This is a genomic window from Paraburkholderia sp. ZP32-5, assembly GCF_021390495.1.
GTDB lineage: Bacteria > Pseudomonadota > Gammaproteobacteria > Burkholderiales > Burkholderiaceae > Paraburkholderia.
In genome coordinates this window covers 3,173,565-3,187,770 of record NZ_JAJEJP010000001.1, presented here as the reverse complement: position 1 = coordinate 3,187,770, position 14,206 = coordinate 3,173,565, and the positions used below count along the sequence as shown (strand labels likewise).

Genomic DNA, 14,206 nt, shown 5'->3' with positions numbered 1-14,206 from the left:
CATGACCACATTCCGTAAGCCTGTAAGGGTCAACCTCATTATTGGCGGCGTACTTGTCGGCCTGCTGTTGCTGATTGCCTTGATCAGTCTGTTCTTCACACCTTATGGGCCACTCGACGTGAACTTGCAGGCACGGTATGCGGCACCGTCAGCGCAGCACTGGTTTGGTACCGATGAATTCGGCCGTGACGTGCTCTCGCGCATCATGGCGGGTGACGGCGCCAGCTTGACGGTCAGCACATGTTCTGTCCTGGCGGCGCTGATTGGAGGCGCCTTGATTGGCACCGTCTGCGGCTATGTTGGGGGTTGGTGTGACCGTCTGGCCTGTGTGTTGATCGATTCGCTCATGGCGTTTCCCGGGTTGCTTCTGGCGCTCGGCATCATGACAGTGCTCGGGCCGTCGAAATGGGGCGTGGTGGTTGCACTGGCCTTGGCTTACACGCCCTCGGTGAGTCGCATTGCTCGGGGCGCCACACTGTCATTAAGGCAAAAGGACTTCGTCACGGCCTCGATCACCATGGGCAATAGCGGCTGCTGGACGTTGATGCGCCATGTGCTGCCGCATTGCTTCGCCTCATTGCTGGTCTTTTCCACTTCGCTGTTCGGCTCTGCTTTGCTGGCCGAGAGCGCGCTTAGTTTTCTGGGCCTTGGCGTGCCGGCGCCTGAACCAACCTGGGGCGGCATGCTGGCCGATGGCCGCACCGCGATCGACCATGCGCTCTGGTTGGTCCTGTTCCCAGGAGCGATGATTTCGCTCGCTTTGTTCGGCATCAATCTACTGGGCGATGGGATTCGCGATTTGCTCGATCCCCGCATGAGAGGACCCCGTTAATGGTCTCTAGCAAACCACCGGCCGATGCACCGCTGCTGCATGTCGAAGACCTGACGATCGGCTTCAGCAATGGTCATGGACAAATCAGGCACGTCACCGAACAAATCGGCTTTAAGCTGAATGCCGGCCAATCTTTGGCAGTCGTGGGCGAATCCGGCAGCGGCAAGACCATGGTAGGTCGGGCTCTGCTGGGCTTGCTTCCCGAAAATGCCCGTATTGCAACTGGCAATGTGCGGTTCGATGGCCGCGATTTGCTGCAGCAGACTCGTGGGCAATGGCTACAAACACGGGGTACCGATATCGGGATGGTGTTTCAGGAGCCGATGGTCTCATTGAATCCCGCCATGCGCATCGGGGAACAATTGACCGAGGCATTGATCCGTCGCCGCAAGATGCCCAGGGAGCGTGCGATCGAGGCGGCGGTGGCTATGTTGGAGCGCGTTCGGGTACGTGACCCATTCGGATGTTTGAAACGGTATCCTCATGAATTCTCCGGTGGTACGCGTCAGCGGCTTCTGCTTGCCGCGGTAATGCTGTTACAGCCGCGCCTCCTGATCGCCGACGAGCCGACCACGGCGCTGGACTGCATCGTGCAAAAAGAAGTGCTCGATCTGATGCTCGAACTCACCCGCGAGCAGAATACCGCACTGATTTTCATCAGCCACAACCTCGCGCTGGTCGGTGCCTACACTGAGCAGGTTATGGTGATGAGACGTGGCCAGATAGTGGAAACAGGTCCAGTGGCCAAGGTGTTGACGCGGCCATCCCATGAGTACACGCTCAATTTGCTTGATGCGATGCCCCGGCGCGCGGACTTGCCGGCGGGCACGCGAGCTTCACATGCACCTGGCGTTCCCGTTATCAGCGTGCAGGACGTGGCCATCGACTACGACGTATCGGGCATGATGTTCCGCCGCGAAGCGATTCGAGCCGTGTATCCCACCTCGTTCGAAATACACAAAGGTGAGACGCTGGCAATTGTCGGCGAATCCGGTAGCGGCAAGACAAGCCTGGCCAAAGCTATTCTGGGGTTGATACCCATCGCCCAAGGCCAGATTCTGCTCAATGGAGAGCCCTATCTGAGTGGAAAATCGACCAGGCTCAGAATTGCGCGCCGTTCCATTCAGATGGTGTTTCAGGATCCCTATTCATCACTGGATCCGCGCATGCGGGTGGATGCATTGATAGCAGAGGGCCTGCGGCTCGATCGATCGCTGAGTCAGCGTGGACGGGCCGAACGGGTGGCCATAGCGCTTCACGACGTCGGGCTTGAGTCGCATGGCGCCCGCCTGGTGCATCAGCTTTCCGGAGGCCAGCGCCAGCGAGTGGCAATCGCGCGGTCCCTGGTGACGCGCCCCGAAGTGATCATAGCCGACGAGCCCGTATCAGCGCTCGATATAACAGTGCAGAAGCAAATTCTCGAAATGCTTGTTTCCCTGCAAAAAAAATACGGTTTCGCCTGCCTGCTGATTTCCCATGACCTTGGCGTTGTCGAGCAGATTGCCGACAACGTCTGCGTCATGTTCCGTGGTCAGGTGGTGGAGACGGGATCGCGAGATGAAGTCTTCGACAATCCCAGCCACGAATACACGCGACGTCTGTTGCAGGCGGTACCCGAACTACGCGGCAATCGCCACGATGGCTTCAGGATCGTCACGCGCACGTGGCCTGCGATCGCCCAATCAAGTTAGTACTAGCCCAGAATGATTCTGACCATGAACCAGAAAGCCACTTCGAAACCGATCATTTCCAGCGATGAGCCGTACAGTGCGGCCCGCACTAAAGCTGCCTACGAACTCGGCCTGACGCCGATTTTCAGTTGCCGCGCAGATCCACGCTTTTGCTACACCATGTACGTGCCGCCTGTCGCCGCGACCGGCGAGCCCTTAGATCTGCTGGTTGCTACGCATGGCTCGAGCCGCGACTCTTTCCTTGATTTTCGTAACGGCTTCGCGGAGTTTGGCCGCTGGAACCGTTGTGCAGTCCTGTGTCCGCTGTTTCCGATCGGGGTGCTAGGAGACGGCAACGGCAACGGATATAAGTATATGGTCGAGAACGATATTCGGTACGATCTGATCCTTCAGGCCATGGTCGACGAAGTTGCTGCGAAGTACCGGCAGAACTGGGACACTTACGCGTTGTTCGGCTACTCTGGTGGCGGTCACTTCGCTCATCGCTATGCGATTCTTCATCCCGGGAAGCTATGGGCCGTATCGATTGGTGCGCCCGGTTCGGTAACGCTGCTCGATCCGGACAAGGACTGGTGGGTTGGAGTTCGGGATCTGAAAGCGCGCTTTGGCATAGAGTTCGACGCCGCCGCGCTGGCACGCGTACCTGTGCATATGGTTGTTGGCAGCGCGGATCTGGAAACGTGGGAGATCACACATCGACCTGGCAGCCGTTACTATATGGAGGGTGCGAATGACGCAGGCAAAACGCGGCCAGAAAGACTGAAGGCATTGCAAGCTTCGTTCGAGGCGGCGGGCATTTCGGTACGCTTCGAATTGGCGCCCGGCGTGTCGCATGACCGGATGCGCGTATTGAAGCGAGTGCAGGACTTTCTGGCGGAGATTCTGGTCAAAAGACGCGCAGCAGAATGAGCGCCGCAGTGACATCACCGATGTCCGACCAGGATCGATTCTCGGATACGGGCGGAAGCAACGGTGGTGTCACATCCGTGTTTGTCATACTCGAAGCGGCCCGGACACGATCTGGCGCAGACGAGCAAAGGATGCAAGCATATTCGACAGAGCCTGAGCGGGTGCAGGTAAGGGTGAATTACTGTGGCGAACCAGGCAGACGTCACGCGCATTAAACGCTTCCCGAATGGGAATGCGAGTAAGTGCCCCTGAAAAGAGTTTGGCGTCAGTTAGAACACCGGGGTCCATTGTCAGGTAATCCGTTTCGGAGACCAGGTACAGCTTCTCCAGTGGGGTCTCGGCGATGAAAACCATCTTTGGTGCGCCGAGGCCTTGCTGTGCAAACATTTGAGTAAGTCGATTTGGTGCAAATCCTGCAATCCCCTCGGGCCTGAGGCCCACCCATTCGCATTCGGCGAGTTCGGTGATCGAGGTCGCACCGGCCTTCGGATGCCCGACGCGTGCGATGATAGCTGGCGACGAAGGGTAAAGGCGAGCGATGTCGAGCCCGGGATCGGCAATGTTTGGCACCAGCGGACATAATGCAAAGTGAAGCCGACCGCTGCGGATGTGTTCGGTCAGCAAGTGTGCTGAACTGTTGGTGATGTTGACACTGACGTGAGGATTGTCTTGTCGAAAGCGATTGAGTACCGGCATGAGCAATTGAATTAAAGGCTCTGACGTCACTCCAAGTGCTATCTGATTTGCTTCCGCCCCGTCGATTTCACGCATGTCCGGTTCGATCTGTTCACACTCACGAATGATGGCATGGGCTCGCGTTAAAAGTTTTTTCCCAAATGGCGTCAAGCTGATGCCGGCGTATGAGCGCGTTAGCAGAGGTACCGAAAGCTCCGTCTCCAGGGTTTGAATGGCCTGCGTTAGTGCGCTTTGAGCAATATCAAGCGATCGAGAAGCCGCCCGAAAACTGCCCTGGTCTACTACTGCACAAAAGGCTCTTAGCTGGCTTAAGGTCATACCATTGCCCTAATGGTTCAGTGGATGAGTCAGTTGACGGTTTATTGCTTTGCACGCCGCTATTATGTGTCGCGAGCTTGACCTGCTTCAACAAGTAACGGCAAGCTTGCTCGAGGAATGCGGAGTGCTTCCACGGATTCATGCCGGGACGCGCACATTAAGCTGCCGCAAGCCTGTAGCTGGAGCTGCAGCCATTGTGACAGTTAGAGTAATGGAAAAAAACCCGGTGCGAACGCCAGATATCGTGCATCTGCACGGATCTTCTTCGAGTTAGCAGAGGTAGTGCCAAGTCTGTTGCGAGTAAATGTCATCTCCCTGAGCTACCAGTAGCAGTCGCTAGCGCAGGTCGAGTAAGCTTTGGTAAAACGATGCAATCAGGTGACTACCTTCCTTTGACGGATGGATCAGCGAGTCGTTGAGTAAGGCGCACGTTCCGCCATAACGATACTTATCGACGTCGCCAAACACAGGTTGCAGATCGATATGGCACAACGCTAACTCGGCCGCAAGGGCGCGAGCCTGATCGCGATAAAGGCGCATCGGTCTTTGCGGGCGGGGCGGAGTTACATCACCGCTTTCCGGCGGAGTGGCGACGGCAATATCCACGCCGGGCATCACCATCCTTAGCGAGTTCACCATGTCCGCCAGAGATTGCCGGTGTTCTTCTGGTGAGCCACGTTTCTGGTCGTTCGTCCCAAACAGCAATAACGCCGTATGCAACCCCAACGTTTCAAGTGCGGAACGCCATCCCGGAGATGCTACGGCACACCAGTCTCGCGCAGTGCTGCCGCCCGATCCAAGGTTATGCAAGCGAATCCCAGACTGATTATTCCTGTGTTCAATGCCTGCCAGTTCGACCGGCCCTGATACTATCCGAATGTCCAGCGTCCATCCGTCTTGCTGGGGGAAACCGGTTAGTACGGCCGTTGTGACCTCGACGTGTTCGAAATGTTTCGATTGCACCGATGACCGGGAGAGCGCGAGCAAACGCCATGGTCCGTCATTCCATCTATATTCGATACTACCGCCAGGTATGAAGAAGAGGGTGACCTGACTGGTAGGCCCCCTCACATTATTGACTCGAATCGAGTCGCCGGGCGTTTCGCTGCGACTGGTACAGATATCCGGAACCGGACGGTTATTACGCTGGGTTGTCCAGGAGCCTGTCCCTTCCTGATAAAGCCGATCCGGGTTCGCGGAGCCACCACGCCGGGTGGTCGAGTTGGTGTCGCCAAACCCACACCAGCCGCCACCCGCGTCCCCGTAAATATCCTGCAGGGCCGCACTTAGTTCTGGCATGAAGTAACGCCGACGCTCCGGATCGCCGTGCGACGGCCAGCCAGCTCCTCGTACCCAACTGTCGCCGATAAAGGCGACCACCAACTGTGTGGAGTGCTTTTGCAGGAGCAGGTGGCCGCGAGTGCGAAAGTTGATGAGTCGCTCCGACGCATAAACAGGTTCGTTCGACGGGGCACAGATAGTCGGGGATTCCATAAATTTCGCTAAAACGGGGAACGATAGTGTTTGATCGAGACTCGGTCCGTTTTCGGAATGACGACACGCATAAAACGAGGCCGAGGCATTTTCTTTTTGGCAAACCTCTCGTAGCGAAGCGATACCCGCCTCACGCGAGCAGATGCAGTCGGGTGCGACGGAGATGTCAGTGAGCTGGCAGAGCTTGGTGGTTGCGTGCTATAGCATTCTGCGCAAGGTCCCGTCACGCCGTACGAAGTGATGCCACAACGCCGCAAGGGCATGCAGGCCGATAACAAAATAAAAAGTATCGGCCAGATATTTGTGAATCCAGAAGAGGGTGTTTGCCTGCTCCCTGTTTGGGCCCACAAAATTAAGCGACCATGGCAGGCCAGGCAATGCAAGCGGATGGCCTTGTAGATCGAGTGTCAATATCCCTAATACGGGTTGAACGAAAATGAAGACATACAGTACGAAATGTACTGCGTGACTAAGCAGCATCAAATATTTGGGCTGTGGGAGGAGGGGGGGCGCGCCCGCACGCGCACGCCACATTACGCGCAAAACGGTCAGTACGAGTACCAGAGTACCTGCCCAGAAGTGCACATCCGACCATAAGATACGATTAAGTGTTCCTTTGGGCCCGCGCACGTTCATGGAGACGTAAGCAAGCGCTATCAGCAACGCGATGGTCCAATGCAACAACACAGCAGGACGACCGTATCTCTGTTCTACACGGGTAGTGGACATGTTCGGTGATTTACTGGAATTGAATGTATTTTGAAAAAAAACCTATCTGACGATATGTTTAAAAATCTGCCCGCGCCGAGAAGCGGATGGAGCGTGCGGGGCCGACGATCAGGAGCCCGTTGCCAGCCGCCGAAAAATGCCTGTCGTTGGTGAGATTGTTCACGTTGAGCGCAAGCGTGGTCCGATGACCAGCGATTCGCGTAGTGTAGCCCGCACCGAGTGTGTATACCGTATAAGCCGGGATGAATGCCTGGTTGGCGTTGTTGACCGCTTGAGCGCCGGTGCGGAACATGCCCGCGCTCAGGCTGCTTCCCGGAATAACGCTTGGGCGATAGACGACGGTCATGCTAAGGGTGAAATCAGGTGTGTTCTCTGGCTGTGTTCCGTTAAGCGTAGGGTCCGACGCGCCCGAGGTGCGCGCATGCAGGTACTGGCCCGCCAGGTTGAACGACCATGCGCGGTTGATTTCGCCGCCGATCGACGCCTCCACGCCCCTGTAAGTCGAGCGGCCATCGATCAGGAAAACATTCTGGTTATTGAGCTGGGCTGTGCCGCGATTGATGTCGAAATACGCGAGGGTAGTTGAGAAGCCGTACAAGGCGCTTGATCGGATACCGACTTCCTTCTGCTTTGCCACTGACGGCGGAAGCGCTTGATATGCATTGACGGCTGTGACGGGCGCGAGGCCCGTTTCCTCGAGCCCAGTCATGTAGCTTGCATAGAGCGAGGTATCAGGGCGTAACAGGAAGGTGATACCAATGGCCGGCGAATAGTTGGTGGTCTGAAAGCGGGTGTTCGGACCGTTCGCCTGAGCTGCGGTCAGTGAGTAGTCAGTGCGGCGCATGCCGCCGATAACTGTGAAACGCTTGCCGACGGATACGGCATCGTAGACATAGACGCCAGTGTCCTTACTCTCCTGCGGCAGGTCCACGATTGGCGCGGTAAGCACAGGCGCCGGTAGAGTGATCGGATCAAACAGGTTCTGCGGTGTCTTGATCGATTGCACCGAGGGATTGTTCTGATCGCGAGAGTTGTACATTACGCCGACGGTCAGATGATGCTCCAGAAGCGACCCCGTATCGAACTTGCCGTTGGTTTCAACGCGGCCGTATTTGTTCACGTAATCCTGTCCACGAGCGAGCTTGGTGACGAGTGTGCCCTCGCCGGTAGTCAAGTTGTAGTTCGTTAGCGTGGAGGCGTCGCGGAAATCGCGCTCCGTCTCGGCACGTCCAGCCTCGGCTAATACTGTCCAGTTGTCGGTAATCTTGTAGTCTCCGCGCAGCAGGATGTTTTGCGCGTGAGCCTTGTAGGTCGCCCACGAGCCCGAGAGCAGCTTGTTCGGATCCGGCACTGCGGGGAGCGGGATCTTGCCGTTCACGGGCGACAGCAGTCCGATAGTGGAGTTTTCGGTGAAGCTGCGCTCGTAATCTTCGAAGTCGAGCTTGAACGATAGGCGGTCGCTGGCGCGCCAATCCGCCGCGACACTCACGAAGCGCCGTGAGCCTTCCGCGTCTTCCAACTGGTTCGACAGATGGCCGCCCGCCGCATTGACACGTATCCCGAACTGATTGTCCGTGCCGAAGCGTCGGCCCACGTCGACACTGCCGACGATCTCGCCATTGGTATTGCCTGCGATACCGATAGAGGCGTTAGGCTTGTCCCCTGCGCGTTTAGTGACGAGATTGACGATGCCCGACGGACTTGCAATGCCGAATAGTAAAGCGGCGGCGCCCTTCAACGCTTCTTCTCCCTGCTTGTCCTCAAGTGGCATTGCCAGGAAGTTGTTGATGGGCAATGCGCCGTTAAGCCGAAAGCTTGTGCGGCCCTCAAGCGCGATGCCGCGAATCGAAACGTTGTCTGCGACCGACGCGCCAGCCGAACTGGAGATGCCGGCCGCGCCGCGCAAAGCCTCGTAGGAATCATTGGGCTGCTGCTGATCGAGGGACGAGCGCGAAACCACGTTGACCGTCATTGGAATGCCATTAGTCGCGGAGCTTCCGCTGTCGGTTTTGTCCGCGGCCGATTCGCGTGGCGAAGCTGCCGTCGAGCTGGCTGTGGCCGCGGGTACGGCGCTGTCCGCAGCACCGCTGACGGGCGCTTTAGTTAGTGCATCCCTATTGACAAGGTCCGATTGCGGCTGTGGCGACGGAACCTGCGCGTTCGCTGTCCTTTGCAAAAGAGCCACTGATAGTCCCAAGCTTGCTACGGCGATTGCGATCCGTTTGCGTCTCAATGTTTTATCTGTTGTGCTGTCCATCTGTAACATCCCTTTCTAATTAAAGAACCTGTGCTGACGGCTGGATGAATTCAGCACGCGATTTCACAAGAAAAAGTATTGGGGGCTAAAGAACTAGCTTGTGGGCCTTGCTGGGCAAACGCTTAAGGATTGAAGTGACCGTCCGCTACTGACAGAACCTCTTCGAGGTCGAACTCTATTCAGGTTGAGGCAAGTCTAATGGGCCAAATTTCACCTAGGAAGATCGTATCTCGCGATCAATATGTGATATTTGCATCACTCGGCTTACGCGAGCGCAATGCGTTTCGCGCTTCATCTCGTTGTGCTCAGGGAAACCGTGATGCCACGCCGCGTGCTTGTGTAGACCGCGAACCGATGAAGACCGGAAGTGAAGTTCGAAGGCCGCTTCGACGATCAGAATTTGTTTTCGAAGAAGCGTTCTTTGACGCTTTGAGAAATCGAAGGAAGCAGGATGAAACTTTGCTCGACGATGAAGTGATGAGTTGTTGCAACCATTTTCCGTCGCCATCAACAATCCGGTTTTCACGCTTGAGCATCTCCCCGAATTGGGATCTTCCGAAGAGATGATGAAGGTGGTTTTGGACAAGGTATGAACAGATGTTCGTTGTGAACCCGATGACGTGGGTGCTTCACGAGACGGCTTATGAGGAGCATGGCTAACAGATTTTGAGGTCGCCAAAGATGAGCTATTGAATCCAGGCGCAGTACTTATCCATATTTGGGTTATCGTTTTCCGACGAGCACATCCCTACCTGGTCATGCGTTCCCTTTCTAGTCCCAGCGTGCAAGTATTCGTATGCTGCTGCGATAAGTCGGAACATGCCGTGATGGACGGTGAGTCAAAAGGTCGCCGCAGTGTCCAATGCGTGGTGCCCGATGAAGAGATAATGCGCGTCACCGCTTTCGTCGAGTAGGTGCGGACGTCGCCAGAGGTACTCGAACGAGAAGTACAAAGAGGTTTCTATACCCGAGTATCTTTCGATCCAGCGTGAGTTCTACGATATCATCCGTATTGTCGACGGTGAATTCGTGGACGAGAGCCGGATAGAAACCGCGACCGCACGACGTTTATGGGGAAGGTTGACGTCAAGCCAAACGCTTTCCTCGATCGCACCCGCTTCACTCAGAGCATTAAGTTTTTGCCAATGATCCAGAACTCTGCTTACCTGCTCGCGCTGAGCGTATCTGGTCCATCTTCGACTGAGGGGGCCGCGAGTTAAGATCCGCCGGCAATGTCAGCTGGTACCGTGAGCTTCGCTTGTGCATTGAGTCACAAAGCTATGGTCGCCAATCGACCCGACTTACTATTCATCTTATGGGCGCCCAATATTCAGTCCGACCGGTCGACGCGCGGAAGCGCGAAACATGCGTCGGACCATGGAATTCAAAGGATCTCGAATGCACTCGTCGGCGAGTTGGCGTTGTAGATGAGGTTGGTGATGAACTCGGGTGGTAGCGCGCGAGGAACGCTGGCGGGCACATTCGTCACAAGCGGCACGGGGATTTCGACGATGAATGAGTCGGGGTCGTTCTCCAGGCCATGTTCGTAACGGACTCGGTGGTCCCTAGGCTGGAGAAAACAGAAGGTTCTCGGTGTCGTGTTACCGCTCAGGTCCAGAAGAAGGCGACACACCATACGATCGTGCTTTGAAGTGGTCTCTGCCTGTCCCAATACCGACGCGGCAGGCAGTCTATCTGGCGATGTAGGGAGGCCGTTATCTGAAGGCGCGGCGGTATATAAATCCTGGAAAATGACGGTATGCCGTCAGAAATATTGCCACCAGATCGCGGGTCTGGCGAGATTCGGCGATACGACGGCAGAAGGTCGATTCGCCGAAAGTACAATTATTTCAATGCGTCATGGTCGTCCTGACCCGCCCCAAGCATCCGCTCCACATACCGCGCGATCAGATCAATCTCCAGATTCACTCGCGCCCCATCGCGCAGATGCTTGAGCGACGTAACCTGCACCGTATGCGGAATCAGATTGATCGAAAACTCGCAACCCTCGTCACGATCTTCGACCGAGTTGACCGTCAGACTCACACCATTGACCGTCACCGATCCCTTGTACGCGAGATAACGTCCGATCTCACGCGGCGCGAGAATCCGCAACTCGTGCGATTCACCAACCGGTGCAAAGCGCGTCACGGTACCGAGCCCATCCACGTGACCGGACACGATATGCCCGCCAAGCCGGTCATGCGCGCGCAGCGCTTTCTCGAGATTGACCTCACCCGGTTCGCCGAGCCCGACCGTGCGGTTCAGGCTCTCGCGCGACACGTCGACTTCGAACGATTGCGCGGTCTTCGCGACCACCGTCATGCAGGCGCCCTGGATCGTGATGCTGTCGCCGAGCCGCACGTCGGCGAGATCCAGGCCGCCGGCTTCGACATTCAGGCGCACGCCCGCGTCGCCACCCGCGCCGAGCGGCTTGACTGATTCGATGCGGCCCACTGCCGCGACGATTCCTGTAAACATCGTGCTAATCCTTGATCATTTCGAAACGGTGGGGGACACGGAGTCGGTCCCGGGCGCGGCCGGCGGCGCGAAGCGCGCGAGAATCCGCAGATCGTCGCCGATCCGCTCGACCGTATGGAAGTTCAGTTTGACGCGCTCGTCGAGCGTGCCGGGCGCGGTGACACTGAACATACTCATCGAGTCCATGCCGAGCAGGCTCGGTGCCAGATACACCAGCAGTTCATCGACGCAGCCTTCGCGCAGCAGCGAGCCGTTCAGCTTGTAGCCGGCCTCGACGTGCAGTTCGTTCACATTGCGTTGGCCGAGCACATTCAGCAGTTGAGGCAGATCGACCTTGCCGGCCGCGTTGGGCAGCGGCACGATCTCGGCGCCGCGCTCGCGCAGCGCGCTCGCGCGTTCTTCGAGACGGTGATCGAGATGGCCGCAGAAAATCAGCGTCGGCGCGCCGGCCAGAATCTGCGCGTCGAGCGGCACGTCGAGCTGACTGTCGATCAGCACGCGCAGCGGCTGGCGCGGCGTATCGACCGCGCGCACCGTCATGCGCGGGTTGTCCTCGCGCACGGTGCCGATGCCGGTCAGGATCGCCGATGCTCGCGCGCGCCACGCGTGGCCATCGGCACGCGCGGCCTCGCCGGTGATCCATTGACTCACGCCGGACGGCAAACCGGTTCGGCCATCGAGCGATGCCGCCACCTTCATGCGCACCCACGGACGGCCGCGCGTCATACGCGACACGAAGCCGATGTTCAGTTCCCGCGCTTCGTTCGCGAGCAGCCCGCAGCGCACCTCGATGCCGGCGTCGCGCAGCATCGCGAGACCGCGGCCGGAAACCTGCGGATTCGGATCTTCCATCGCCGCGATCACGCGGCCGATCTGCGCTTCGATCAGCGCGTTCGCGCACGGCGGCGTGCGGCCGAAGTGGCTGCACGGCTCGAGCGTGACGTAGGCGGTCGCGCCGCGCAGATCATGACCGCGCGAGCGCGCATCCTTCAGCGCGCGGATCTCCGCGTGGTCCTGGCCGGCCGGCTGCGTATAGCCTTCGCCGATCACCTCGCCGTTCCTCACGAGCACGCAACCGACGCGCGGATTCGGGTCGGTCGTGTACATGCCGCGCTTCGCGAGGGCGAGCGCGCGTTCCATATGGACGAAATCGGTTTGCGAAAACATCGGTGTCCGTTGTAGTGCAGTGTCTGGGTCGGGCCGGTCTCAGCCCTTCGTGCAGCCCTTCATTCAGTCCTTCAGCGACGCGAACGCGCCGCGCGCGGCGTCGATCGTCGCGTCGATTACCGCGTCGTCGTGAGCGATCGATACGAAGCCCGCTTCGTACGCGGACGGCGCGAAGTACACGCCCGCGTCGAGCATCTTGTGGAAGAACGCGTTGAAGCGCGGCACGTCGCTTTGCGTGACCTCGGCGAAGCTCGCCGGAATCGATTCGCGGAAATACAGGCCGAACATGCCGCCGAGCGCATCGGCCGCGAACGGCACGCCCGCTTCGCGCGCGGCCTGTTCGAGATCCTGCGTGAGACGCACAGTGCGCGCGGCAAGCGTGTCGTAGAAGCCCGGCGCCTGGATTAGCTGCAGCGTTTTCAGACCGGCCGCGACCGCGATCGGATTACCCGACAGCGTGCCTGCCTGATAGACGCCGCCCAGCGGCGCGAGGTGAGCCATGATGTCGCGCCGGCCGCCGAATGCCGCCGCCGGCATGCCGCCGCCGATCACCTTGCCGAGGCAGGTCAGGTCCGGCGTCACGCCGTACAGTTGCTGCGCGCCACCGAGTGCCACGCGAAAACCGCACATCACTTCGTCGAAGATCAGCACGGCGCCGTATTCGCTGCACAGGCGCCGCAGTGCCTGCAGGAATTCCGGCGTCGCGCGCACGAGATTCATATTGCCCGCGACCGGCTCGACGATCACCGATGCGATCTCGTTGCCGAACGCGCTGAACGCTTCTTCGAGCGCCGCGACGTTGTTGTATTCGAGGACCGTGGTGTGCTTGGCGATATCGACCGGCACGCCCGCCGAGGTCGGGTTGCCGAAGGTCAACAGGCCCGAGCCGGCCTTGACCAGCAGGCTGTCCGCGTGACCGTGGTAGCAGCCTTCGAACTTGACGATGCGGCTGCGGTTCGTGAAGCCGCGCGCGAGACGCAGCGCGCTCATCGTCGCTTCGGTGCCGCTCGACACCATGCGCACCTGTTCGATCGACGGCATCAGCTTGCAGATTTCTTCGGCGATTTCGACTTCCGATTCCGTCGGCGCGCCGAACGAGAAGCCGTCCGCGAGCACGCGCTGCACCGCTTCGAGCACTTCCGGATGCACGTGGCCGAGGATCATCGGGCCCCACGAGCCGATGTAGTCGGTGTAGCGCTGGCCGTCCGCATCCCAGAAGTACGCGCCTTGCGCGCGCTCGATAAAGCGCGGCGTGCCGCCGACGGAGCGGAAGGCGCGCACCGGCGAGTTCACGCCGCCGGGGATCGTGCGTTGCGCGCGTTCGAAGAGGGTTTCGTTTCTGGACATGGCGATGGCTGGGGATAGGAAATACGGGTTGCGCAGCGGCGCGAAGAGCCTCGGACGACTCCCGAGGGCGTTTCGCACAATGCTGAGGTAGATCGAGAAATTGTACCGGAGTCGGCGTGGAAGGGCTTTGGGGCGGGCGAAGCGCTGTCGCGCCGGGCGCCGTTGTCAGCGGCTTCGGCGGGTGCGTTTTGGCCCGCTTTCCGGTGTGCGGCTCGTTGTGGTTTTCTGCCGCGTAGCGGTGGTTGCGGTTGTTGTGGTGTTTATGGTGTCAGCCGATGCGTTGTT

The 14,206-nt window shown here is 58.6% G+C and carries 10 protein-coding genes; 3 read left to right on the top strand and 7 right to left on the bottom strand.

All coding sequences use genetic code 11. The annotated features are described in order from the left end of the window. Position 1 precedes the first annotated feature (1 nt). From L0U82_RS13660 to L0U82_RS13645, 3 genes are read left to right on the top strand one after another with little or no spacing between them, the layout of a single operon-like run. On the top strand, positions 2-832 hold the full coding sequence (locus L0U82_RS13660; protein ID WP_233831665.1) for an ABC transporter permease: 831 nt from the start codon (positions 2-4) through the stop codon (positions 830-832). Beyond that, on the top strand, positions 832-2,523 hold the full coding sequence (locus tag L0U82_RS39855; RefSeq protein WP_326489724.1) for an ABC transporter ATP-binding protein: 1,692 nt from the start codon (positions 832-834) through the stop codon (positions 2,521-2,523). The genes L0U82_RS13660 and L0U82_RS39855 overlap by 1 nt, the downstream gene beginning before the upstream one ends. A gap of 24 nt (positions 2,524-2,547) precedes the next feature. After that, positions 2,548-3,432 carry an esterase family protein gene (locus L0U82_RS13645; RefSeq protein ID WP_233831664.1) on the top strand — a complete coding sequence of 295 codons (885 nt, stop codon included), beginning with the start codon at positions 2,548-2,550 and terminating at the stop codon, positions 3,430-3,432. An 84-nt stretch (positions 3,433-3,516) separates the two neighbouring features. On the opposite strand, the gene L0U82_RS13640 is transcribed toward L0U82_RS13645, so the two are convergent. The 7 genes from L0U82_RS13640 to hemL form a co-directional block, all read right to left on the bottom strand. Next, on the bottom strand, positions 3,517-4,446 hold the full coding sequence (locus tag L0U82_RS13640) for a LysR family transcriptional regulator (protein WP_233831663.1): 930 nt from the start codon (positions 4,444-4,446) through the stop codon (positions 3,517-3,519). Between the two features lie 336 nt (positions 4,447-4,782). Then, on the bottom strand, positions 4,783-5,940 hold the full coding sequence (locus L0U82_RS13635; RefSeq protein WP_233831662.1) for an SGNH/GDSL hydrolase family protein: 1,158 nt from the start codon (positions 5,938-5,940) through the stop codon (positions 4,783-4,785). A gap of 198 nt (positions 5,941-6,138) precedes the next feature. After that, a complete protein-coding gene (locus L0U82_RS13630) occupies positions 6,139-6,669 on the bottom strand; it encodes a cytochrome b (RefSeq protein WP_233831661.1) in 531 nt (176 codons plus the stop codon). Between the two features lie 58 nt (positions 6,670-6,727). Next, on the bottom strand, positions 6,728-8,926 hold the full coding sequence (locus L0U82_RS13625) for a TonB-dependent siderophore receptor (protein ID WP_233831660.1): 2,199 nt from the start codon (positions 8,924-8,926) through the stop codon (positions 6,728-6,730). 1,845 nt (positions 8,927-10,771) lie between these two features. Beyond that, positions 10,772-11,407: a riboflavin synthase gene (locus L0U82_RS13620; RefSeq protein ID WP_233831658.1), complete on the bottom strand. Its 636-nt coding sequence runs from the start codon at positions 11,405-11,407 to the stop codon at positions 10,772-10,774. Between the two features lie 15 nt (positions 11,408-11,422). Further along, positions 11,423-12,574, bottom strand: coding sequence for a bifunctional diaminohydroxyphosphoribosylaminopyrimidine deaminase/5-amino-6-(5-phosphoribosylamino)uracil reductase RibD (gene ribD, locus L0U82_RS13615; RefSeq protein ID WP_233831656.1), 1,152 nt, complete (start codon positions 12,572-12,574; stop codon positions 11,423-11,425). Positions 12,575-12,637: 63 nt separating this feature from the next. Next, positions 12,638-13,921 carry a glutamate-1-semialdehyde 2,1-aminomutase gene (gene hemL / locus L0U82_RS13610; protein ID WP_233831654.1) on the bottom strand — a complete coding sequence of 428 codons (1,284 nt, stop codon included), beginning with the start codon at positions 13,919-13,921 and terminating at the stop codon, positions 12,638-12,640. Positions 13,922-14,206 lie beyond the last annotated feature (285 nt).

Coding starts and splice junctions, on each gene's coding strand:
- L0U82_RS13660 (WP_233831665.1), top strand. CDS start 2: ATGACCACATTCCGTAAGCCTGTAAGGGTCAACCTCATTATTGGCGGC.
- L0U82_RS39855 (WP_326489724.1), top strand. CDS start 832: ATGGTCTCTAGCAAACCACCGGCCGATGCACCGCTGCTGCATGTCGAA.
- L0U82_RS13645 (WP_233831664.1), top strand. CDS start 2,548: ATGAACCAGAAAGCCACTTCGAAACCGATCATTTCCAGCGATGAGCCG.
- L0U82_RS13640 (WP_233831663.1), bottom strand. CDS start 4,446: ATGACCTTAAGCCAGCTAAGAGCCTTTTGTGCAGTAGTAGACCAGGGC.
- L0U82_RS13635 (WP_233831662.1), bottom strand. CDS start 5,940: ATGGAATCCCCGACTATCTGTGCCCCGTCGAACGAACCTGTTTATGCG.
- L0U82_RS13630 (WP_233831661.1), bottom strand. CDS start 6,669: ATGTCCACTACCCGTGTAGAACAGAGATACGGTCGTCCTGCTGTGTTG.
- L0U82_RS13625 (WP_233831660.1), bottom strand. CDS start 8,926: ATGGACAGCACAACAGATAAAACATTGAGACGCAAACGGATCGCAATC.
- L0U82_RS13620 (WP_233831658.1), bottom strand. CDS start 11,407: ATGTTTACAGGAATCGTCGCGGCAGTGGGCCGCATCGAATCAGTCAAG.
- ribD (WP_233831656.1), bottom strand. CDS start 12,574: ATGTTTTCGCAAACCGATTTCGTCCATATGGAACGCGCGCTCGCCCTC.
- hemL (WP_233831654.1), bottom strand. CDS start 13,921: ATGTCCAGAAACGAAACCCTCTTCGAACGCGCGCAACGCACGATCCCC.